20 protein-coding genes are annotated in these 20,488 nt (G+C 72.8%); 6 read left to right on the top strand and 14 right to left on the bottom strand.

Annotated features, from left to right (window positions below; all coding sequences use genetic code 11):
- Positions 1-294 precede the first annotated feature (294 nt).
- Positions 295-1,380 carry a DUF3866 family protein gene (locus ABGB16_RS26355; RefSeq protein WP_347670776.1) on the top strand — a complete coding sequence of 362 codons (1,086 nt, stop codon included), beginning with the start codon at positions 295-297 and terminating at the stop codon, positions 1,378-1,380.
- Between the two features lie 122 nt (positions 1,381-1,502).
- Here ABGB16_RS26355 and ABGB16_RS26350 read toward each other — a convergent pair whose 3' ends face one another.
- The 8 genes from ABGB16_RS26350 to arc all read right to left on the bottom strand — a co-directional run bounded on the left by ABGB16_RS26350 (position 1,503) and on the right by arc (position 9,429).
- The gene (locus ABGB16_RS26350; RefSeq protein WP_347670775.1) at positions 1,503-1,694 is read right to left on the bottom strand and encodes a hypothetical protein; all 192 of its coding nucleotides are present in this window, start codon (positions 1,692-1,694) and stop codon (positions 1,503-1,505) included.
- A gap of 69 nt (positions 1,695-1,763) precedes the next feature.
- Positions 1,764-3,122, bottom strand: coding sequence for a Pup--protein ligase (pafA, locus tag ABGB16_RS26345; protein WP_347670774.1), 1,359 nt, complete (start codon positions 3,120-3,122; stop codon positions 1,764-1,766).
- 210 nt (positions 3,123-3,332) lie between these two features.
- Positions 3,333-4,145: a proteasome subunit alpha gene (prcA, locus tag ABGB16_RS26340; protein ID WP_347670773.1), complete on the bottom strand. Its 813-nt coding sequence runs from the start codon at positions 4,143-4,145 to the stop codon at positions 3,333-3,335.
- Between the two features lie 61 nt (positions 4,146-4,206).
- The gene (prcB, locus tag ABGB16_RS26335; protein ID WP_347670772.1) at positions 4,207-5,046 is read right to left on the bottom strand and encodes a proteasome subunit beta; all 840 of its coding nucleotides are present in this window, start codon (positions 5,044-5,046) and stop codon (positions 4,207-4,209) included.
- The gene (locus tag ABGB16_RS26330; protein WP_347670771.1) at positions 4,965-5,633 is read right to left on the bottom strand and encodes an endonuclease VII domain-containing protein; all 669 of its coding nucleotides are present in this window, start codon (positions 5,631-5,633) and stop codon (positions 4,965-4,967) included. The genes prcB and ABGB16_RS26330 overlap by 82 nt, the downstream gene beginning before the upstream one ends.
- 6 nt (positions 5,634-5,639) lie before the next feature.
- Entirely contained in the window at positions 5,640-5,855 is a 216-nt protein-coding gene (locus tag ABGB16_RS26325) for a ubiquitin-like protein Pup (RefSeq protein ID WP_088993750.1), read from the bottom strand.
- A gap of 106 nt (positions 5,856-5,961) precedes the next feature.
- On the bottom strand, positions 5,962-7,479 hold the full coding sequence (gene dop / locus ABGB16_RS26320) for a depupylase/deamidase Dop (RefSeq protein WP_347670770.1): 1,518 nt from the start codon (positions 7,477-7,479) through the stop codon (positions 5,962-5,964).
- A 168-nt stretch (positions 7,480-7,647) separates the two neighbouring features.
- Positions 7,648-9,429, bottom strand: a complete 1,782-nt coding sequence (arc, locus tag ABGB16_RS26315; protein ID WP_145776163.1) for a proteasome ATPase — start codon at positions 9,427-9,429, stop codon at positions 7,648-7,650.
- 178 nt (positions 9,430-9,607) lie between these two features.
- Between arc and ABGB16_RS26310 the strand changes: the two genes are divergently transcribed.
- Positions 9,608-9,901 carry a ferredoxin gene (locus tag ABGB16_RS26310; protein WP_347670779.1) on the top strand — a complete coding sequence of 98 codons (294 nt, stop codon included), beginning with the start codon at positions 9,608-9,610 and terminating at the stop codon, positions 9,899-9,901.
- 60 nt (positions 9,902-9,961) lie between these two features.
- On the opposite strand, the gene ABGB16_RS26305 is transcribed toward ABGB16_RS26310, so the two are convergent.
- The 3 genes from ABGB16_RS26305 to ABGB16_RS26295 all read right to left on the bottom strand — a co-directional run bounded on the left by ABGB16_RS26305 (position 9,962) and on the right by ABGB16_RS26295 (position 12,831).
- On the bottom strand, positions 9,962-10,534 hold the full coding sequence (locus tag ABGB16_RS26305) for a hypothetical protein (RefSeq protein ID WP_347670769.1): 573 nt from the start codon (positions 10,532-10,534) through the stop codon (positions 9,962-9,964).
- A 138-nt stretch (positions 10,535-10,672) separates the two neighbouring features.
- Positions 10,673-11,677, bottom strand: a complete 1,005-nt coding sequence (locus ABGB16_RS26300) for a tRNA (adenine-N1)-methyltransferase (RefSeq protein WP_347670768.1) — start codon at positions 11,675-11,677, stop codon at positions 10,673-10,675.
- On the bottom strand, positions 11,674-12,831 hold the full coding sequence (locus tag ABGB16_RS26295; RefSeq protein WP_347670767.1) for a site-2 protease family protein: 1,158 nt from the start codon (positions 12,829-12,831) through the stop codon (positions 11,674-11,676). The genes ABGB16_RS26300 and ABGB16_RS26295 overlap by 4 nt, the downstream gene beginning before the upstream one ends.
- Before the next feature lie 88 nt (positions 12,832-12,919).
- On the opposite strand from ABGB16_RS26295, the gene ABGB16_RS26290 reads away from it, so the two are divergent.
- The 4 genes from ABGB16_RS26290 to ABGB16_RS26275 all read left to right on the top strand — a co-directional run bounded on the left by ABGB16_RS26290 (position 12,920) and on the right by ABGB16_RS26275 (position 18,346).
- On the top strand, positions 12,920-13,837 hold the full coding sequence (locus ABGB16_RS26290; RefSeq protein ID WP_347670766.1) for a PD-(D/E)XK nuclease family protein: 918 nt from the start codon (positions 12,920-12,922) through the stop codon (positions 13,835-13,837).
- A 147-nt stretch (positions 13,838-13,984) separates the two neighbouring features.
- Positions 13,985-14,671 carry a response regulator transcription factor gene (locus ABGB16_RS26285; RefSeq protein WP_347670765.1) on the top strand — a complete coding sequence of 229 codons (687 nt, stop codon included), beginning with the start codon at positions 13,985-13,987 and terminating at the stop codon, positions 14,669-14,671.
- A gap of 349 nt (positions 14,672-15,020) precedes the next feature.
- Positions 15,021-15,788: an ABC transporter ATP-binding protein gene (locus ABGB16_RS26280; RefSeq protein ID WP_347670764.1), complete on the top strand. Its 768-nt coding sequence runs from the start codon at positions 15,021-15,023 to the stop codon at positions 15,786-15,788.
- Complete coding sequence (locus ABGB16_RS26275) at positions 15,788-18,346, top strand: FtsX-like permease family protein (protein ID WP_347670763.1); 2,559 nt, start codon at positions 15,788-15,790, stop codon at positions 18,344-18,346. The genes ABGB16_RS26280 and ABGB16_RS26275 overlap by 1 nt, the downstream gene beginning before the upstream one ends.
- A 60-nt stretch (positions 18,347-18,406) precedes the next feature.
- Here ABGB16_RS26275 and ABGB16_RS26270 read toward each other — a convergent pair whose 3' ends face one another.
- From ABGB16_RS26270 to ABGB16_RS26260, 3 genes are all read right to left on the bottom strand, one after another.
- Positions 18,407-19,054 (bottom strand): HAD family phosphatase, encoded by a 648-nt coding sequence (locus ABGB16_RS26270; protein ID WP_347670778.1) that lies wholly within the window; start codon positions 19,052-19,054, stop codon positions 18,407-18,409.
- A 150-nt stretch (positions 19,055-19,204) separates the two neighbouring features.
- Positions 19,205-19,384 (bottom strand): hypothetical protein, encoded by a 180-nt coding sequence (locus ABGB16_RS26265; protein WP_347670762.1) that lies wholly within the window; start codon positions 19,382-19,384, stop codon positions 19,205-19,207.
- A gap of 140 nt (positions 19,385-19,524) precedes the next feature.
- The gene (locus tag ABGB16_RS26260) at positions 19,525-20,274 is read right to left on the bottom strand and encodes a neutral zinc metallopeptidase (RefSeq protein ID WP_347670761.1); all 750 of its coding nucleotides are present in this window, start codon (positions 20,272-20,274) and stop codon (positions 19,525-19,527) included.
- Positions 20,275-20,488 lie beyond the last annotated feature (214 nt).

Below are 20,488 nucleotides of genomic sequence, written 5' to 3'. Positions count from 1 at the left end.
CCGCGGCCGGTTCGAGGACGAGGTATCGGCCGGTGTCGGTCTTCACCACTGGCACGGGCATCCGCCCGTTCTTCGCCCATGACCACGCAGTCTGGTAGTGCACACCGTTCCGACGCGCCCACTCGGACAACTTCACCCACCGATGATCCCATATGAAAGATGAGAATCAATGATGGGACACGAAGCAGTCTTTGACCCCACCCCGTCGCGCCTCGGCACCCGGGCCCGCCGCGCCCGCCACACCCAGGACCCCTCCGCCTGACACCGCACCCGCCGCCGATAGCGTTTCGCACCATGGTGCGATGGCGGTCCGGAACCGTGACAACCCTGCGGCGGGCGTGGACCGGCGCGGTGGAGCTTGACGTACGGCTCGCCGACGGCACGACGATGCGCGCCCTGGCGTACCCGGAGCTGGTCGGCTCGCCCGAACCCGGCGACCGGGTCCTGCTCAACGCCGGCGCGCTGCTGATGGGCCTCGGCACCGGCGGGTACGCCCTCGTCGTGGCCCTGCCCGACCGGCTGCCCCCCGACCCGCCCCAGGCCGGCGACACCCGCGACGCCGGGCACCTGGTAAAGGCCCGCTACACCCCCCTGCAGCCGATCCTGCTCGGCGTCGACGAGGAGGCCAGCCCCCACCGGGACGTCCTCGCCGCCGCCGACGACCTCGCCGGCCTGCCCGTGGTCACCGCCGACCTGCACTCCGCCCTCCCGGCCATCCTCGCCGGGATCCGCGCCGACGCCCCCGACGCGCGGGTCGCGTACCTGCTCACCGACGGCGGGGCCCTGCCCGCCTGGTTCTCCCGCACCCTCGACAGGCTGCGCGACCACCTCGTCGGCACCGTCAGCGTCGGGCAGGCGTTCGGCGGGGACCTGGAGGCCACCACCGTGCACAGCGGCCTGCTGGCCGCCCGGCACGTGCTCGCCGCCGACGTGGTGATCCTCGCCCAGGGGCCCGGCAACCTCGGCACCGGCACCCGCTGGGGCTACTCCGGCGTGGCCGTGGGCGAGGCCGTCAACGCCGTCGCCACCCTCGGCGGGCGGCCCGTCGGCTCGCTGCGCATCTCCGCCGCCGACCCCCGCCCCCGGCACCGCGGGGTGTCCCACCACAGCCTCACCGCGTACGGCCGGGTCGCCCTCGCCCCGGCGGACCTGGTGGTGCCCGACGGCCTGGACCCGGCGCTGGCCCGCGACGTCGACGCCGCCCTCGCGCCCCTCGCCGCCCGGCACCGCCTCGTCCGGGTGCCCACCGACGGACTCGACGCCGCGCTGCGTGCCAGCGCCGTGCCGCTGTCCACCATGGGCCGGGGGCTCGACGCCGACCACGCGTACTTCCTGGCCGCCGCGGCCGCCGGCCGGCACGCCGCCGCCCTGATCCGCTGACCGGGCGGCGCCGGCCGCGGCACGCCACGTCGAGATCGCGCCGTCCGCGCCGAGCGCCGGCCGCGCAGGTCCGCGGCCTGCGAACACGCGGGTCCGCGTCCGGCGAACAGCGACCCGGACCGTCAGGCCAGGAAGATCAACGCCAGCCAGGCGCCGACGATCAGCACCAACGCCACCGCCAGCACCCAGGTCGGCACCGTGTACTCGCCGCGCCGATTCCGCTCGACCTCGGCACGGATCTTCTCGCGGCGGCGCTCCACCCAGGTCGGCTTCTCGGCGTTCCGGCCCCGGCCGGGAGGTTCAGACGTCGTCATGGCACGGCCAGCGTACCCGTGCGGCCCCGCCCGCCGTGATCAGCACCGCGGGACGGGGACCGCCGACGGTCACATGCTCGCGATCAGCCGCTCCACCCGCTCGTCGTACGCCCGGAACGGGTCCTTGCAGAGCACGGTGCGCTGCGCCTGGTCGTTGAGCTTCAGGTGCACCCAGTCCACCGTGAAGTCGCGCCGCTTCTCCTGCGCGTGCCGGATGAACTCACCCCGCAGCCGCGCCCGCGTCGTCTGCGGCGGCGTCTCCTTGGCCTCGAAGATCTCCGGATCGGTGGCCACCCGGTCCACCTCCCCGCGCCGCTCCAGCAGCCCGTACAGGCCACGGCCGCGCCGCAGGTCGTGGTACGCCAGGTCCATCTGCGCCACCCGCGGATGCGACAACGGCAGGTCGTGCTTGCGCTGGTACCGCTCGATCAACCGCAGCTTCGTCACCCAGTCGATCTCCCGGGACACCGGCTCCAGGTCACCGGTCTCCACCGCACGCAGCACCCGGCCCCACAGCTCCACCACCCGCTTGGCCGTCTGATCCCCGCCCCGGCGCTCCACGAACTCCGTCGCCTTCGCGAGGTATTCCTGCTGGATCTCCAGCGCGCTGACCTCCTTGCCGGAGGCCAGCCGCACCTTACGCCGGCCCGTGATGTCGTGCGACACCTCGCGGATCGCCCGGATCGGATTCTCCAGCGTCAGGTCCCGCATCACCACCCCCGCCTCGATCATCCGCAGCACGATGTCCGCGGAGCCGACCTTCAGCAGCGTGGTGACCTCGTTCATGTTCGAGTCGCCGACGATGACGTGCAGCCGCCGGTACCGCTCCGCGTCCGCGTGCGGCTCGTCCCGCGTGTTGATGATCGGCCGGCTCCGGGTGGTCGCCGACGACACGCCCTCCCAGATGTGCTCGGCCCGCTGCGACAGGCAGTACACCGCCCCGCGCGGGGTCTGCAGCACCTTGCCCGCACCGCAGATCAACTGCCGGGTGACCAGGAACGGGATCAGCACGTCCGCCAGGCGGCCGAACTCCCCGTGCCGGGAGACCAGGTAGTTCTCGTGGCAGCCGTACGAGTTGCCGGCCGAGTCGGTGTTGTTCTTGAACAGGTAGATCTCACCGGCGATGCCCTCGTCGTGCAGCCGCTTCTCCGCGTCGACGAGCAGCCCCTCCAGGATCCGCTCGCCCGCCCGGTCGTGCGCCACCAGGTCCACCACCGAGTCGCACTCCGGCGTCGCGTACTCCGGATGCGACCCGACGTCCAGGTAGAGCCGGGCGCCGTTGCGCAGGAACACGTTGCTCGACCGGCCCCACGACACCACGCGGCGGAACAGGTACCGGGCAACCTCGTCAGGGGACAGCCGCCGCTGCCCGCGGTAGGTACAGGTGACGCCGTACTCGGTCTCGAGGCCGAAGATTCGCCGCTCCATGATGTGACATTAGCCTTCCGAGGCCCCAGTTGGGCAGCGCTGAACGCACCGGACCACAACGGCCCGTCACCGGCGGGCACGCTCCGCGTGACCGAAAGACGGCGCCCCTCGACCGCCTGAGGTGGAGGAGGGCACGCCTCGGCGTGTTGTCTCCTCCCCCGTCAGACGACCAAAGGGCGCCGGTCGCGCCCGCGCGGAACGGCGCGGCGGCTACTCGGCCTGGCCCTCCAGGTCCGCCGAGCCGGCCGACGTGGTCGGCTTCTTCGCCTCCTCCGTCGGCGTCGCCGGGGTCTCCGGGCGCTCCTGCGCCGACTCCGGCGCGGAGTCGCCGTCCAGCAGCGCGGTCAGCGCCGCCCCGGTGATCCGCCGGAACGTACGCCCCACCCGGCGCCGGTCCAGGACCGCCACCTCCAGCTGGTTCGCGGCGATCGTACGGGCCGCCCCGCCCTCGCCGCCGACGCTGCCCAGCGCCTTCACGGCCGCCTTGACCGCCTCGCCGAGCGACATGTCGGCCCGGTGCTCCGACTTGAGCACGCCGGAGATCGCCTCGGCCTGCCCGCCCATCGCCATCCGGCCCGGCTCGTCATTGACCGACCCGTCGTACGTCAGCCGGTACAGCGCGTCCTTCTCCGGCGTCGCGCCCACCTCGGCCACACAGATCTCCACCTCGAACGGCTTCGACTGCTCGGTGAAGATCGCGCCGAGGGTCTGCGCGTACGCGTTGGCCAGCGCCAGACCGGTCACGTCACGCCGGTCGTAGCTCAGGCCGTTCAGGTCGGCCATCCGGACGCCGGCGCGACGCAGGTTCTCGAACTCGTTGTACCGGCCGACGGCCGCGAAGCCGATCCGGTCGTAGATCTCGCTGACCTTGTGCAGGGTGCTGGACAGATTCTCCGCGACGAAGAGCACCCCGCCCTCGTAGCTCAGGACCACCGCGCTGCGCCCCCGGGCGATGCCCTTGCGGGCCAGCTCGGAGCGGTCGCGCATGATCTGCTCGGGCGAGGCGTAGAACTGCATGGCCACGGCGGCGGTTCTCCTTAGGGAGCTGTGCTGACGACTGCTGACAGGGTGCGGACGGGACGGCTCAGCCGCCCGGGTTCTCCATCCGGCCGGAGACCACGGCCTCGGCGATCGCGGCCGTCTCGGCGTCGGTGAGCCGGTGGGTGCCCTCCGCCGTCGCCGTCATGACCACCGGGTAGATCCGGCGGGTCAGGTCCGGGCCGCCGGTCGCCGTGTCGTCGTCGGCCGCGTCGTAGAGCGCCTCGACCGCGAGCCGCGCCGCGTCGTCGACCGACAGCCCGGCGCGGAACCGCTTCTTCAGCGCCGACTTGGCGAACAACGAGCCGGAACCGATCGCGTCGTAGCCGGTCTCCTCGTACGGACCGCCGGTGACGTCGAAGCTGAAGATCCGGCCGGCCTTCGCCGGGTCGCCGGCGGCCAGGTCGAAGCCGGCGAAGAGCGGGACGACCGCGAGGCCCTGCATCGCCGCGCCGAGGTTGCCGCGGATCATCGAGGCCAGCCGGTTGGCCTTGCCGTCGAGCGAGAGCATCGCGCCCTCGATCTTCTCGTAGTGCTCCAGCTCCACCTGGAACAGTCGCATCAGCTCGATGCCGATGCCCGCCGTGCCGGCGATGCCGACCAGCGAGTACGCGTCCGCCGGGTGCACCTTCTCGATGTCCCGCTGGGCGATCAGGTTGCCCATGGTGGCCCGGCGGTCGCCGGCCATCACCACGCCACCGGCGGCCGAGATGGCCACGATGGTGGTCGCGTGCGGCGCCAGGTCGGCGGCCATGCCCGGCGGCAGCGGCCGGCGGCCGGGCAGCATCTCGGGGGCCACCTTGCTCAGGAACGCTGTGAAGGAGGACGTCCCCGCGTTGGTGAACACATCTGGTAGACGCCCGGATGGATCAAAACCCGCTGCCACGTGGTTCCTCTCAGGTACGTGATCGCCCTGGCCAGCCTCGTAGGACTGTCACGGAACTGGCCAAGACCACCGTTGCAGTTGAAGCAGAGTATCCCGCGCACCCAGCCGGTGCGATGATCGTGGTCCACATGTTCCGGATCGGGGTCGCCGCAGACCGCGCAGACGCCGCCCTGCTCGGCGAGGAGCTCCTGGACCTCCTTCTCCCCGATCCCGTAGCGCCGCCGCAGGTGGTACTCGCGAGTGCCGCCGTAGAGCCGTTGCGCCGTCTCCTTGCCGCGGGCGTTGTGGCAGGGCTTGCAGTAGCTGTGCCGGCCACTGGCCTTCCTCGTGCGGGGGAAGTCCTCGAGGGGCTTGACCTGGTCGCAGTCCGGGCACCACTTCATCCCGCCGGGCACCGCGACGGCCGTCTTCCGCTGCGGGCCGATCCCGCGCTTGCGGCGGCTCGCCTCCGAGCGGGCCACCGCGCAGGACTTGCAGTAGAAGGCGAGCCCGTCGGCCCGCCGCCGGTTGCGATGGAACTCCGTCGCGGGCAACAGGCGCTGGCACTGCGGGCAGGTCTTGTCCGATTCGCTAGACAAATCGGACATTCTACCCTATTCTCCCCCTTTCTGGACATAACCCCTCACGAATTCCTCTGCGTTCTCCTCCAGGACGGAGTCGATCTCGTCGAGCAGGTCGTCGACGTCCTCGGTGATCTCGGCGTGCCGCTCGGCGACCTCCGGGTTCGCCTCGGTGGTGACGTCCTCGATCTCCTCGCCCTGCCGGGACTTGCCCGACTGCGACTGCCCGCCGCTGTCACGAGTGGCCATTGCTGCCTCCTCCACGATCGTCTCCGACGAACTTACCTCGCGGAGACGACGAAAAGCCCGCCCCGCGCCGGCTTCCGGCGCGCGGCGGGCCCGCGTCGGCGACGGCTCAGCCGCCCGTCAGCGTCTCCAGCAGATCCTTGGCGCTGACGCACCGGTCGAACAGCGCGCCGACGTGCTTGCGGGTGCCCCGCTCGGGTTCCATCATCGGCACCCGCACCAGCGACTCCCGGCCCACGTCGAAGATGACCGAGTCCCAGCTCGCGGCGACCACCTCCGAGGCGTACTGCGCCAGGCAGCGGCCCCGGAAGTAGGCCCGGGTGTCCTCCGGCGGCTCCGTCATCGCGGTACGGGTCTGCTCCTCGGCCAGCAGCGTCTTCATCGCCCCGCGGGACACCAGCCGGTGGTAGAGCCCCTTCTCCGGCCGGACGTCGGAGTACTGCAGGTCGACCAGTTGGAGCTTGTGCGCGCCCCAGCCCAGCTTCTCCCGCTCCCGGTAGCCCTCCAGCAGCCGCAGCTTCGCCACCCAGTCCAGCTCATCGGCGCACAGGAAGGCGTCGCGGCCGAGCCGGTCCAGCACGCTCTCCCAGCGGGCGAGCACGTCCACCGTCTGCTCGTCGGCGTCGGCGCCGTACCGGTCGTCCACGAAGGACTTCACCCGTTCGAAGTACGCCCACTGCACGTCCAGGGCCGTCAGGCGGCGCCCGTCGCGCAGCCGCATCAGGTGCTTCAGCGACGGGTCGTGGCTGACCGCGCGCAGCTCCGAGACCGGGTCGGCGATGCCGAGGTCCGGCCCGAGGGCCTTCTCCTCGATCATGGTGAGGATCAGCGCGGTGGTGCCGACCTTCAGGTACGTGGAGATCTCCGACAGGTTGGCATCGCCGATGATCACGTGCAGCCGCCGGTACTTGTCGGCGTCGGCGTGCGGCTCGTCGCGCGTGTTGATGATGGGCCGCTTGAGGGTGGTCTCCAGCCCCACCTCGACCTCGAAGAAGTCGGCGCGCTGGGAGATCTGGAAGCCGCTCTGGCCGCCGTCCTGGCCGATGCCGACCCGGCCCGCGCCGGCGACGATCTGCCGGGTGACGAAGAACGGCGTCAGGTACGCCACGATGTCGGCGAACGGCGTCTGCCGGCGCATCAGGTAGTTCTCGTGTGCGCCGTAGCTGGCGCCCTTGTTGTCGGTGTTGTTCTTGTACAGGTGGATGGGCTGGGTGCCCGGGATGGTGGCCGCCCGCCGGGCCGCCTCGGCCATCACCCGCTCGCCCGCCTTGTCCCACCGCACCACGTCGAGGGGGTTGGTGACCTCGGGGGTGGAGTACTCGGGGTGGGCGTGGTCGACGTACAGCCGGGCGCCGTTGGTGAGTATGACGTTGGCCAGGCCCAGGTCCTCGTCGGCGAGGGCCTCGGCCGGGTCGTACGCGGCGCCGGAGTAGGTGAAGCCGCGAGCGTCGCGCAGCGGCGACTCCTCCTCGTAGTCCCAGCGGGCCCGGCCGCCGCGGTTGAGCTCGGGGCGCGCCCCGTACGCGTTGACCACCTGAGAGGAGGTGACCATCGGGTTGGCCCCGGCCTGGCCGGGCACAGAGATGCCGTACTCGACCTCGGTGCCCATGATCCGTCTAACGCTCATCGACCTACCGCTCCACTCGCCCGACCCGGTCCCCCGTCACGTCGAGCGTAGTCGGCGCCACGCGGTGTGGGGGCACGGCGGGCATGCCGGCGATCGGGTGTCGCCGGCGGGCGGAGACGCGACGGGGCCCGCGACGGGTGGTCGCGGGCCCCGGGGCGTGCCGCTGTCCTACAGGTACTGACCGGTGTTGCTGGCGGTCTCGATCGACCGGCCGGCCTCGGCGCCCTTGCCGCCGGAGACGAGCGTGCGGATGTAGACGATCCGCTCGCCCTTCTTCCCCGAGATGCGGGCCCAGTCGTCGGGGTTGGTGGTGTTGGGCAGGTCCTCGTTTTCCCGGAACTCGTCGACGCAGGCGTCGAGCAGGTGCTGCAGGCGCAGCCCCTTGCGCCCGGAGGTGAGGAACTCCTTGATGGCCATCTTCTTCCCCCGGTCGACGATGTTCTGGATCATCGCGCCGGAGTTGAAGTCCTTGAAGTAGAGGACTTCCTTGTCGCCGTTGGCGTAGGTGACCTCGAGGAAGCGGTTCTCCTCGGTCTCGGAGTACATCCGCAGCACCACGGCGTCGATCATGGCGGCGACGGTGGCGTTGGGGTCGCCGCCGTGTTCGGCCAGGTCGTCGGCGTGTAGTGGCAGGCCCGACAGGATGTACTTGGAGAAGATGTCCTTGGCCGCCTCGGCGTCCGGCCGCTCGATCTTGATCTTCACGTCGAGCCGGCCCGGGCGCAGGATGGCCGGGTCGATCATGTCCTCCCGGTTGGAGGCGCCGATGACGATGACGTTCTCCAGCCCCTCCACGCCGTCGATCTCGCTGAGCAACTGCGGGACGATCGTGTTCTCCACGTCCGAGGAGACGCCGGAGCCGCGGGTGCGGAACACCGAGTCCATCTCGTCGAAGAACACGATGACCGGGGTGCCCTCGCCGGCCTTCTCCCGGGCCCGCTGGAAGATCAGCCGGATGTGCCGCTCGGTCTCGCCGACGTACTTGTTGAGCAGCTCCGGGCCCTTGATGTTGAGGAAGAAGCTGGTGTGCTTCTCCTCGCCCCGCTTCTCGGCGATCTTCTTAGCCAGGGAGTTGGCCACCGCCTTGGCGATCAGGGTCTTGCCGCAGCCGGGCGGCCCGTAGAGCAGGATGCCCTTGGGCGGGCGGAGCTGGTGCTCCCGGAACAGGTCGGCGTGCAGGAAGGGCAGTTCCACCGCGTCGCGGATCTGCTCGATCTGCGCGTGGAGGCCGCCGATGTCGGTGTAGTCGACGTCGGGCACCTCCTCCAGGACCAGTTCCTCGACCTCGCTCTTGGGAATCCGCTCGTACGCGTACGCCGAGCGGGGCTCGATCATGAGCGAGTCGCCGGCCCTGATCGGCGAGCCGATCAGGGAGTCGGCGAGGTGCACGATCCGCTCCTCGTCGGAGTGGGACACCACCAGCGCCCGGTCGCCCGGGGCGCCGCCGGGGCCGGCGAGCACCTCCTTGAGCATGACCACCTCGCCGACCCGCTCGTAGCCGAACGCGTCGACGATGTTGAGCGCGTCGTTGAGCAGGACCTCCTGGCCGCGCTTCAACTCCGTCGCGTCGAGCGAGGGTGAGACGGCCACCCGCAGCTTGCGACCGCCGGTGAAGATGTCCACCGTGCCGTCGTCGTGCCGCGCCAGGAAGACACCGTAACCGCTCGGCGGCTGCGCAAGGCGGTCGATCTCCTCCTTGAGCGTCACGATCTGCGCCCGCGCCTCCTTGAGGGTGCTCACGAGCCGTTCGTTGTTCTCGGTCAGCCGCGCCAACTGGGCCTGGGTGGCCGCCAGCCGCTCCTCGAGCTGCCGGACGTGTCTGGGGCTTTCGGTCAACTTGCGCCGCACCAGAGCGAGTTCCTCTTGAAGGAACGCGACCTGCGTGGAGAGATCGTGGGCCTCCTTCTCCCACCGTGCGGCGCGCGAGTCCGCGTCGTCGCTGCGTGCCACGTCCCACCTCCCCGGGGGGCTTGAACGTTCTGCCCTAACACTAGCCGCTGTGAGGCCGATTCGGCCCCACGCAACGCCCTCATCACCGAACCTTGATCGGCGCGGGTGGCCGGAGGGGCTGGTCCGGGCGTTCGGGTACCGTCAGGGCGTGGGACGGGAGAACATGGGGGGTGCGCCGGTGGCCGAGGTCGCGACGGACGAGCTTCAGGTCTGGGTGGATCAGGACCTGTGCACGGGCGACGGGCTGTGCGTGCAGTACGCGCCGGAGGTCTTCGAGTTCGACGTCGACGGTCTGGCCTACGTCAAGGGTGCCGACGGCGAGCTGCGGTTGACCCCCGGCAGCCGGGTGGACGTGCCCGAGCACCTGCGCCTCGAGGTGATCGACTCGGCGAAGGAGTGCCCGGGCGAGTGCATCCACGTGGTGCGCGCCGGCGACGGCGTCGAGGTGGCCGGCCCGGACGCCGAGGACTGATCCGCCCGGACGAGGAGGCGTTCCCACCCCCGCCGCCCGCCGGACGGCGGGGTGAGCCGTTCAGAGCACCGGACGGCCGACCACCGAGGCGACCAGCCGGGCGAACTCCTCCAGTCGGGCGATCTGCCCGGCCCCGCCGTCGTCGAGGGTCTTGCCGAAGCGCAGCGCGTCGTGCCGGGGCGCGCCGACGACCTCGTCGCCCGGCGGCGCCTCGTCCAGCGAGGTGAGCAGCAGGTACACGTCGATGCTGTCGACGCGGACCGCGCCGCTGTCGGCCCGGGTGAGCCGCCGCCGGCAGCCCACCTCGGTGACGGTGGAGACCGGCACCACCCGCAGCGACGACGTCATCGACCCGGGCGGCCCCTCCCCCGGCGGCACGTCCTCGCCGTGCCAGAGCACGAGGCGGCTGCCGTCGCAGACCACCACCTCCTGCCACACCCCGTTGACCTCGTTGACGAAGCGTTCCAGGGTGAAGCCCAGCACGGACGCGCCGCGCAGCACCCCGCCGAGGGCCTCCAGCGCGATGTCCGGGTCCCGCAGGTACGCCCGCGCCGCCGACTCCAGGTCCTGGTACGGCGACCAGTCGGGAAACACCGCCGGCACGTCCTGACCGCCGTAGCCCGGCTGGCTCATGCCGGCACCTCGCTGCGCTCGCTCATGCCGCCTCCCCGGCTCCCGACTGCGGGGCTAGCAACCCCACTCACTCCTCACGCTCACCGCGGCATCTTGGTTCGCGCCGCGCGGCCCGCAGAACCCGCTCAGCCCCCGCGCTCACGGCGCCACCGGGGCCTCTGCCTCGGCGGCCGGCGCCGCGACCGCCTGCCGGGCCGTCTCGGCCTCCCGCAACGCCTGCCGCCGCTGCGCGTACGCCTCGGCGCCCTTGCTCGGCTTGCGCCGCCGCGGCGGGGCGGTGACGCCGGGGGCGAGCTTGCGGGCGGAGACGAGGAACGCGGTGTGCGCGATCATCCGGTGGTCGGGGCGCACCGCCAGGCCCTCGGCGTGCCAGTCGCGCACCAGCGACTCCCAGGCCCGCGGCTCGGTCCAGCCGCCGCGCTCGCGCAGCGCCTCCACCAGCTCGGACAGTTGCGGGGTGGTGGCGACGTACCCGATGAGCACCCCGCCGGGCAGCAGCGCCCGCTCGACCATGTCGAGCATCTCCCACGGGGTGAGCATGTCCAGGATGATCCGGTCGAAGCCGGTCTCGCGGCACTCGGCGACGTCGCCGACGTGCAGCCGCCACGCGGGGTGGGGCCCGTTGAAGAACGCCTCGACGTTGCGCCGGGCGATGTGGGCGAAGTCTTCGCGCAACTCGTACGAGCGCAGCTCGCCCGTGGTGCCGACCGCCCGCAGCAGGGAGCAGCTCAGCGCGCCGGAGCCGGCGCCGGCCTCCAGCACCTTCGCGCCGGGGAAGATGTCGCCCATGGCCACGATCTGCGCCGAGTCCTTCGGGTAGATCACCTGGGCGCCGCGGGGCATGGACAGCACGTAGTCCGCCAGCAGCGGGCGCAGCGCGAGGAAGGCCGTCCCGCCGCCGGAGGTGGTGACCACGCTGCCGTCGGGCTGCCCGATCAGCGCGTCGTGCTCCAGGATGCCGCGGTGGGTGTGGAACGCCTTGCCCGGCTCCAGGGTGATCGTGTGCATCCTCCCCTTCGGGTCGGTCAACTGCACCCGGTCGCCGGGGCGGAACGGGCCCCGGTGAACGGGCGGCGACGCCGGGGTGTCGGCGTACGCCGGGGTGCCGGGGTCGGCCGGGAGGGCGGGGGGATGTGCGGTCACGTGTTCGTCTTCCGTCCGGGTTCCAGGAGCTGCGCCAGATCCGCGATGTGCAGAACGCCGACGACATCTTCGCCTGCCGTCACGACGTACTGTGCGCCCGGGTGGGTCTGCACCGTCTCCATCACCCGCTCGCCGTCGAGGCCGACCGGGAGGGTGGGCAGGCCGGCCAGGGATCGGGCCACCGCGTCGACCGCGATCCAGGGCCGGCGCGCCGGGGGTACGGCGTCGGCGGCGACCGGGTCGACCAGGGCGACCGGCCGCCCGGAGCCGTCGGTGACGGTCAGGGCCGCGTCCGGCCGCCCGCTCTCGGCGCGGCGGCGCTGCGCCTCGGCCAGCGGCGTGCCGGTGGGCACCGGCAGCACCGGGCGGGCCAGCCGCGCCAGGTCGATCAGCGGGAACCGGCGGCTGATCCGGGCGAACCGGATGGACTGCCCGGCGCCGCGCCACAGGGTCACCGCGACCAGCAGCATCAGCGGCAGCGCCAGCGGCGCCAGCACCCGCTCGACGGTGAGGACGACGACCCCGGCGGCGGTGCCGAGCGCGACGGCCCGGCCGACCCAGCCGGCCACCTCGGTGCCGGTGTGCCGGTCCCGGGTGAACGCCCACACGGCGGCGCGCAGCGCCCGGCCGCCGTCCAGCGGCAGCCCGGGCAGGATGTTGAACACCGCGACGATGACGTTGCTCGCCGCGAGCTGGAAGGCCAACTGGTCGGCCACGGTGCGGTCGGGCAGGGCGAGGGTGGCGGCGACCGCGACCGCGCCGAGCGCCGCGGACACCGCCGGCCCGGCCAGCGACACCAGCAGGTCCACCCGGGGGGTGGGAGCGTCGCGGTCCATCTCCGTGTACCCGCCGAGCAGTTCCAGGGTGATCCCGCGCACACCGATGCCGTACCGGCGGGCGGTCAGCGCGTGGCCGAGCTCGTGCAGCAGCACGGAGCCGAGCAGCGAGACGACGAACCCGAGGCCGATCAGGTAGCCGCCGAGCTGGGACAGCTCGAGCTGGCGGCGGGCGAACTCGGCGTACAGGACCGTGACCAGCAGGGTCAGCAGCAGCGTGGAGACGTCCAGCCGCAGCGGCACCCCGAACACCCGGCCGACGGTGAGGCCGAGGCGCCGCTGCGGTCGGCGGGACGGCCGGGTCGTCTGCTGCTCCATCGTCCCGATGCTACGGACCGGCCGGTGGCGGACACCGGCCGGAGCGGCGGGTCGGCCGGTGTCGGACCGGTGGCCTAACCTTCCGGGCATGACGGCGGAACCGGCGATCGATCAGCAGCAGGCGCGGGCCACGGCGGAGGTGCCGGCGACGGTCCGGGCGTCGCTGTCGCCGTCGCGGGCGGCGGACTTCAAGACCTGCCCGCTGCTCTACCGGTTCCGCAGCATCGACCGGCTGCCGGAGCGGCCCAGCGTGGAGCAGGCCCGGGGCACGCTCGTGCACGCCGTGCTGGAGCGGCTGTTCGACCTGCCGGCCGCCGCCCGCACGCCGGAGGCGGCCGGCGACCTGGTCGCCCCGCAGTGGGACCGGCTGGTCGCCGAGCAGCCGGAGCTGGCCGCCCTGTTCGACGCCGCCGACGCCGCGGGCACGGCCGAGTTCCTGCGTTCGGCGGCCGGGCTGCTGCGCGGCTATTTCACGGTGGAGGATCCGCGCCGGCTGGAGCCGGCGGAGCGGGAGGCGCTGATCTCCGCCGTGGTCGACGGCGAGCTGCTGATCCGCGGCTACCTGGACCGCCTCGACGTCGCCCCGGACGGCGCGCTGCGGGTGGTCGACTACAAGACCGGCGGCGCGCCCCGGGAGGCGTTCGAGGCCCGCGCGTTGTTCCAGCTGAAGTTCTACGCGCTGGTGCTGTGGCGCACCCGCGGGGTGGTGCCCCGCGTGCTGCGGCTGCTCTACCTCAAGGACGCCGAGGTGTGCGACTACACCCCGGACGCCGAGGAGCTGCTGCGGTTCGAGCGCACGGTGGTGGCGCTGTGGCAGGCGATCGAGGCGGCCACGCAACGGCAGGATTTCCGGCCTCGCCCGAGCCGGCTCTGCGACTGGTGCAACCATCGGGCGTTGTGCCCCAGCTTCGGGGGCACCCCGCCGCCGTTCCCCGCCGACGCGGGCGCGGCCGACCCGTTGGTCGACGCCCGGTCGCGGCCCGCGGCCCCGGGCGCGGACGAGTGAGCCCCCTGCCTGTGCAGGAGACGGGGTTCACCGCCGGCTCCGGTGATCCGGCCCCGCCGACGGCTACCGTTGCCCGATGAGCGGAGGGTCCAGGGAGCTGCCGCGTCACGACCAACCTGACCGGGGCGGGCGCGACGGGGGCAGGCGATGACCGGGGGCGCGGGCCCGGCGCGGCCGGTGCGGATCCTGCTCGCCGACGACCAGCCGCTGCTGCGCACCGGCTTCCGGATGGTGCTGGGTTCCGAGGACGACCTGGACATCGTCGCCGAGGCCGGGGACGGGCTGGAGGCGGTGGAGCTGTCCCGCCGGCTGCTGCCCGACGTGGTGCTGATGGACATCCGCATGCCCCGGATGGACGGGGTGGCGGCGACCCGGGCCATCGTCGACGCCCGGCTGCCGGTGCGGGTGCTGATCCTGACCACCTTCGACCTGGACGAGTACGTGGTGGGCGCGCTGCGCGCCGGGGCCAGCGGCTTCCTGGCCAAGGACGTGCCGGCCGAGGACCTGATCACCGCGATCCGCACGGTCGCCGCCGGCGAGGCGGTGGTCGCCCCGCGGATCCTCAGGCGGCTGCTGGACCGCTTCGCCGACGTGCTGCCCGACCCGGCGGCCACCCCGCCGAAGGCGCTCGGCGCGCTCACCGAGCGCGAGCGGGAGGTCCTCGTCCAGGTGGCCCGGGGGCTGTCCAACGCCGAGATCGCCCAGGCGCTGTCGGTCAGCGAGACCACCATCAAGACCCACGTCGGGCACGTGCTGACGAAGCTGGGGCTGCGCGACCGGGTGCAGGCCGTCGTGCTGGCGTACGAGTCGGGCCTGGTACGTCCGCGGGCGTAGCCGGCGCGGTCGCGGCTGCCGCGCCGCGCGTACCACCGGGGTCGCCGGCGGGACGACGCCCGCGTTGCCTTCGTCACCTACCGTGACCAGAGACGGTCGGGCGTGGTGTGACCCTGACGTGGCGTCACGCCCTACCGTCCACCGCGGCGGCGGCGCCGCCGTCGCGGGCGGTAGCAGTCGGGGACAACCCTGAGCCGGCATCGGGGCCCACCCGCAGCGGGAAATCCGCCCCCACTCCGCCCGGAGTCGGACGGATCGCACCCGCGCGGCACCGAGGATGAGGACATGGCGCACCGGACCAGCGGGGGCCGGTGCGCGCGACCAGCCAGATACGGAAGAGGTAGATGACTTGACGGCGACGGTAGGCCGGCAGGCGCAGGCCGCGGCCCGGGCCAGCGACGTGTGGAAGGTGTACGGCAGCGGCGAGGCCCAGGTCGTCGCGCTGCGGGGGGTGAGCGCCGAGTTCGAGCGGGGACGGTTCACCGCGATCATGGGCCCGTCCGGGTCGGGCAAGTCGACCCTGATGCACTGCCTGGCCGGGCTGGACGCGGTCACCCGGGGCACGGTGTCGATCGGCGACACCACCGTGACGGGGCTGGGCGACTCCGGGCTGACGAAGCTGCGCCGGGACAAGGTCGGCTTCATCTTCCAGCAGTTCAACCTGCTGCCCACGCTCACGGCGAAGGAGAACATCCTGCTGCCGATGTCGATCGCCGGGCGTAAGCCGGACCCGGCCTGGTACGACACGGTGATCGACACGGTCGGGCTGCGGGACCGGCTGGACCACCGCCCGGCGCAGCTGTCCGGCGGCCAGCAGCAGCGGGTGGCCTGCGCCCGGGCGCTGGTCGCCCGCCCCGAGGTGATCTTCGCCGACGAGCCGACCGGCAACCTCGACTCCCGCTCGGGGGCCGAGGTGCTGAACTTCCTGCGCAACTCGGTACGCGAGCACGGCCAGACCATCGTCATGGTCACCCACGACCCGACCGCCGCCGCGTACGCCGACCGGGTGGTCTTCCTCGCCGACGGGCAGATCGTCTCCGAGCTGATCGAGCCGACCGCCGACACGGTGCTGGACACGATGAAGAAGCTCGACACCCCCACCGAGGTGGGTAACTGATGTTCCGGGCGACCCTCAAGAGCCTGCTGGCGCGCAAGGTGCGCCTGATCCTCTCCGGCCTGGCCGTGGTGCTCGGCGTCATGTTCGTCTCCGGCGCGTTCGTGCTCACCGACACCCTCGGCCGCTCCTTCGACGCGGTGTTCGCCGACGCGTACGCCGAGATCGACGTGAACGTCGCCGGGAAGCCGAAGATCGCGGTGAGCGAGGCCGAGGGCGAGCAGGTTGCTCCGGCCTTCCCCGCCTCGGTGGTGGATCGGGTCCGCGGCGTCCCGGGGGTGGCCACCGCCACTGGTGTGGTCGTCGCCGACGGCGCCCGGCTCATCGGCAGCAACGGCAAGGCGATCACCTCGTTCGGGCCGCCCCAGCTCGGGGAGAACTGGACCGGCGAGAGCGACCTGCTACAGCTGCGACAGGGCCGCGCGCCGCAGGCCGACGACGAGATCGTCGTCAACGCGGCGCTGGCCGAGGCGGCCAAGGTGAAGGTGGGCGACCGGGTCGGGGCGCTGACCGCGTTCGAGTCCAAGCGCCGCGACTTCACCCTGGTCGGCGTCTTCGGTTACAGCGGCGACCGGGACTCCATGGGCGGGGTGAACGAGATCATGTTCACCACCCCGGCGGCGCAGCGGCTGATGCTCGGCAAGCCCGACACCTTCAACAGCGTCGCCGTGCGCGCCGCCGACGGGGTCCGGCCGGAAACGCTGCGCGACGAGGTGGCCGGCGCGCTCGGCCCCGAGTACGAGGTCAAGACCGGCGAGCAACTGTCCGCCGACGCGTCGGCCGGCCTGAAGGAGGGCCTGTCCTTCTTCAACAAGGTCCTGCTCGGCTTCGCCGCCGTGGCGCTGCTGGTCGGCACGTTCCTGATCCTCAACACGTTCTCGATCATCGTGGCGCAGCGCACCCGGGAGCTGGCGCTGATGCGGGCCATCGGGGCCAGCGGCCGGCAGATCATCGGCTCGGTGGTGTTGGAGGCGCTCGCCATCGGCCTGGTCGCCTCGGTCCTCGGCCTCGGCGCGGGCGTCGGGGTGGGCGCGCTGCTGGCGTTCCTGTTCGGCAGGTTCGCCGGGGGGCTGCCCCTGGCCGGCGTCGGCGTGCCACCGGTCGCGGTCGTCAGCGCGTTCGCCGTCGGCATGGTGATCACGGTGGTGGCCGCGCTGCTGCCGGCGCTGCGGGCCGCCCGCATCCCGCCGATCGCCGCCATGCAGGACGTGGCCACGCCCGACCGCCCGCTGACCAAGGTCACCGTGTCCGGTGCGGTGGTCACCGCCGCCGGCGGTGGGCTGCTGGCCCTCGGGCTGACCGGCAACGCGGGCGGCAACGCGCTGCCGGTGATCCTCGGCGGGGTGCTGCTGTCGTTCATCGGCGTGGCTCTGCTGACCCCGCTGATCAGCCGTCCGGTGGTGTCCCTGCTCGGCGCCCTGTTCGCCTGGTCGGTGCCCGGCAGGCTGGGCCGGCTCAACTCCGGGCGCAACCCGCGCCGCACGGCGATCACCGCCGCCGCCCTGATGGTCGGCATCGCCCTCGTCACCGGGGTGACGGTGGTCCTCGGCTCCGCCAAGTCCAGCATCGCCGCCCAGGCGGAGGACACCGTCGACGCGCAACTGGTGATCTCCGGGGCGCAGACGGGGCCCCGGCTGCCGACGTTCGACCCGGCCGTGGTCGACCGGGCCGCCGCGCTGCCCGGGGTGAACGCGGCGGTGGGCGTCTACAACGACGTGGCGACCGTCGACGGCGACCGGACGTACGTCAACGCGGTGACCGACCTGGCCGCGATGGCGAAGATCTACCACACCACCCCGAAGTCGGGCACCGTCGCGGCCCTTCGCCCGGACCAGGTGGCGCTGAGCGTCTCCGGCGCCGAGAAGCTGGGCAAGTCCGTGGGTGACCGGCTGAGCGTCCAGCTCACCCGCGGCGAGGGGCAGCAGACGTACACGGTGACGGCGATCCTGCCGGACGACCGGTCCATCGGGTCGATCCTGCTGCCGAAGGAGGCCGCCGTCGCCTTCACCAACCCGCAGCCGTTCTCGGCGCTGGTGCAGCTGACCCCGGGCACCCCGGTGTCGCAGGTGCAGCCGCAGCTGGAGGCGCTGGTCGCCGACAGCCCCGAGGTGTCGGTGGCCGACCGCGCCAGCTACATCGAGCAGCAGACCAGCGGCTTCGACACGCTGCTCACCATGATCCAGATCCTGCTGGCGCTGGCGATCGTGATCGCGGTCCTCGGCATCGTCAACACCCTGGCCCTGTCGGTGCTGGAGCGGACCCGGGAGCTGGGCCTGCTGCGGGCGATCGGGCTGCGCCGCGCGCAGACCATGCGGATGATCACCGTGGAGGCGGTGGTGATCTCGGTCTTCGGCGCGTTGCTCGGCGTCGCGGTCGGCATCGGCCTCGGCGCGGCCGTGGTGGAGGCGCTCAAGGACGAGGGGATCACCGACCTGGTGCTGCCCTGGTCCCAGATGGGGACCGTCCTCGGGCTGGCCGCGCTGGTCGGGGTCGTCGCCGCGGTGCTGCCGGCGATCCGCGCGGCCCGGATCAACGTCCTGGGCGCGATCGCCCACGACTGAGGCGCAGGGCGGGCCCCCTGTCAACGCCCACGGCGTGGCGGGGGGCCCTGGTCGACGCCGTCAGGCCGGCGGCTCGCCGAGCAGCGCGCAGAGCAGCTCCACGTCCGCGCCGGTCAGGCTCTCCAGCTGGCGTACGCCGTCCGCCGGCGCGATCGGCACCTCCGCCGGCACCGCCAGCACCGCCGCGCCGGCGGCGAGCGCGCTGGCCACCCCCGCCGGGGAGTCCTCGATCGCCACGCAGCGGGCGATCGGCACGCCCAGCAGCCGGGCGGCCGTCAGGTACGGCTCGGGGTGCGGCTTGGCCTCGTCGACCTCGTCGCCGCAGACCACCGCGTCGAAGCTGTCCCGCCCGAGGGTATCCAGGGCGACCTCGACCAGCGGCCGGACGCTGGAGGTGACCAGGGCGGTCGGGATGCCGGCCGCGCGGACCGCCCGCAGCAGGGCCAGCGCGCCGGGCCGCCAGCGCAGCCCGGTACGGAACAGTCCCAGGATCCGCTCGTGGATCCAGTCGGCGCTGGCCTGCGGGTCCCGGTGCGGCTGGCCCAGGTCGTCGTGCAGCAGCCGCATCGAGTCGGCCATGCTGGTGCCGACCATCGCCCTGCGGGCGGCGTCGGAGAGGCTGCCCCCGTACACCGCCGCGAGCTCCTGCAACGCGACGTCCCACAGCTTCTCACTGTCGACCAGGGTGCCGTCCATGTCGAAGAGCACGGCGGCGGGGCGGTGGCTGCTCAGGGGTCCCTCCTCCGGTGGGCGCACCGGTTGATCCTCCCAGCCTGCCCCGGGCAGCCGTCAGCCGTACCCGGCGAGGGTGACCTGCGGCATCATCCGCCGCCGCGGAGGTGCTTCCCGGCCACCGGCTCAGTCCAGGCCGCGCAGGATGTGCGGCTCGCCGTCGTCCTCGCCGAAGCAGCGGTGCAACTCCTGCGCCCGCACCCACAGCTCGAGGCTGCTCGGCGGTTCCGCGACAGCGGAGTCGGCCGGTACGCCGACGATGGTGGCCGTGGCCGGGGCAACCCTGACTGGCACGTTGTCGGCCATCGTCGTTCCTTCCATCTCTCACCTCGTCCGCGTCGGGACGTCCCAACGCCCGTGTCCTCCCGGGCTGACCCGGCGTGGCCCACACCCCGCGTTTACCCCCGGCCGGCCTCTCGACACCGCGGGCGGCGGCGCGGGCGGGTTCAGCCGAGGCCGCAGGCCGACAGGCCCGACTCGTACCCCCGGAAGAAGAAGTCGGTGCGCTGCTCGGCGGTGCCGTGCGCGCCCTCGGCGAACCACGGCTGGTCGGGGTCGTCGCCGACGGCGAGCAGCCCCTCCCGGAACTCGTCGAGGTCGCCCTCTGCCAACTCCAACTGCCGGGCCTGGACCGAGCCGCCGAGGTACGCCCCGGCCATGCAGTCGGCCTGCAACTCCTGCTGGATGGTGAAGTCGTAGCGGACGCCGAGGCGCACCTGCACACCGTGGGCGTACTCGTGCCCGAGCAGGTAGTACAGGAACGCGTCGCCGACCTGCCGGAACGCCGCCACGGACCATCTGACGTCGTACGCGATGAAGTCGCCGGCCGAGCAGTAGACCGCGTTGTTGCGCGGCACCGGCTGCCCGCCGCAGGAGACCTCGCCCTCCCGCTGGTACGGGATGACCTGTCGGATCGGCTCGAACCGCCGGCCCGAGGCCCGGAACTGTTCGGCCCAGTACAGCTCCGCCTTGTCCACCGCGACCTCGAAGTCCTTGGCGAACTCGGCGACGCTGGTGGTGCCGTCTGCGCGATCGTCCTCGGCGCCGGACGGAGCGCTCGCCCGGGGCTGCTCGGGGCGGGGCCGCCCCGGCTCGTCCTGGTCCGGCCCGCCGATCGCGCACCCGCCGGCCAGCACCAGCGCGGCCAGCAGGCCGGCCAGGGTGGCCGCCGGCCGACGTTGCGAGCGTGCGGTCACAGTCCCCTCCGCGGATCGTCCGTGCCGGACCGGGTACCCCGGCCTGCCGTCGATCATGCCCGTCTGCGGCCTTTCGGGCGAGTATCCGATTGGCCCTACCCGTCGGCCCGGCCCGGGCCTGTCCGCCGCCGGCCCGGCCCGCCCACCGCCCGGCCCGGCCCTGCCCGTCGGCCCGTTCCAGCCCTGCCCGCCGCCGGCCTCGACCTGCCCGCCG

Origin of the sequence: Micromonospora sp. B11E3 (genome assembly GCF_039871625.1) — a bacterium.
Taxonomy (GTDB): Bacteria; Actinomycetota; Actinomycetes; order Mycobacteriales; family Micromonosporaceae; genus Micromonospora.
This window is presented reverse-complemented; position numbering and strand designations above follow the sequence as displayed.

What these genes read in the sequence shown, in the direction of transcription:
- ABGB16_RS26355 (WP_347670776.1), top strand. Translation starts at nt 295, where the DNA reads ATGGTGCGATGGCGGTCCGGAACCGTGACAACCCTGCGGCGGGCGTGG.
- ABGB16_RS26350 (WP_347670775.1), bottom strand. Translation starts at nt 1,694, where the DNA reads ATGACGACGTCTGAACCTCCCGGCCGGGGCCGGAACGCCGAGAAGCCG.
- pafA (WP_347670774.1), bottom strand. Translation starts at nt 3,122, where the DNA reads ATGGAGCGGCGAATCTTCGGCCTCGAGACCGAGTACGGCGTCACCTGT.
- ABGB16_RS26330 (WP_347670771.1), bottom strand. Translation starts at nt 5,633, where the DNA reads ATGTCCGATTTGTCTAGCGAATCGGACAAGACCTGCCCGCAGTGCCAG.
- ABGB16_RS26325 (WP_088993750.1), bottom strand. Translation starts at nt 5,855, where the DNA reads ATGGCCACTCGTGACAGCGGCGGGCAGTCGCAGTCGGGCAAGTCCCGG.
- dop (WP_347670770.1), bottom strand. Translation starts at nt 7,479, where the DNA reads ATGAGCGTTAGACGGATCATGGGCACCGAGGTCGAGTACGGCATCTCT.
- ABGB16_RS26305 (WP_347670769.1), bottom strand. Translation starts at nt 10,534, where the DNA reads ATGAGCCAGCCGGGCTACGGCGGTCAGGACGTGCCGGCGGTGTTTCCC.
- ABGB16_RS26295 (WP_347670767.1), bottom strand. Translation starts at nt 12,831, where the DNA reads ATGGAGCAGCAGACGACCCGGCCGTCCCGCCGACCGCAGCGGCGCCTC.
- ABGB16_RS26290 (WP_347670766.1), top strand. Translation starts at nt 12,920, where the DNA reads ATGACGGCGGAACCGGCGATCGATCAGCAGCAGGCGCGGGCCACGGCG.
- ABGB16_RS26285 (WP_347670765.1), top strand. Translation starts at nt 13,985, where the DNA reads ATGACCGGGGGCGCGGGCCCGGCGCGGCCGGTGCGGATCCTGCTCGCC.
- ABGB16_RS26275 (WP_347670763.1), top strand. Translation starts at nt 15,788, where the DNA reads ATGTTCCGGGCGACCCTCAAGAGCCTGCTGGCGCGCAAGGTGCGCCTG.
- ABGB16_RS26265 (WP_347670762.1), bottom strand. Translation starts at nt 19,384, where the DNA reads ATGGCCGACAACGTGCCAGTCAGGGTTGCCCCGGCCACGGCCACCATC.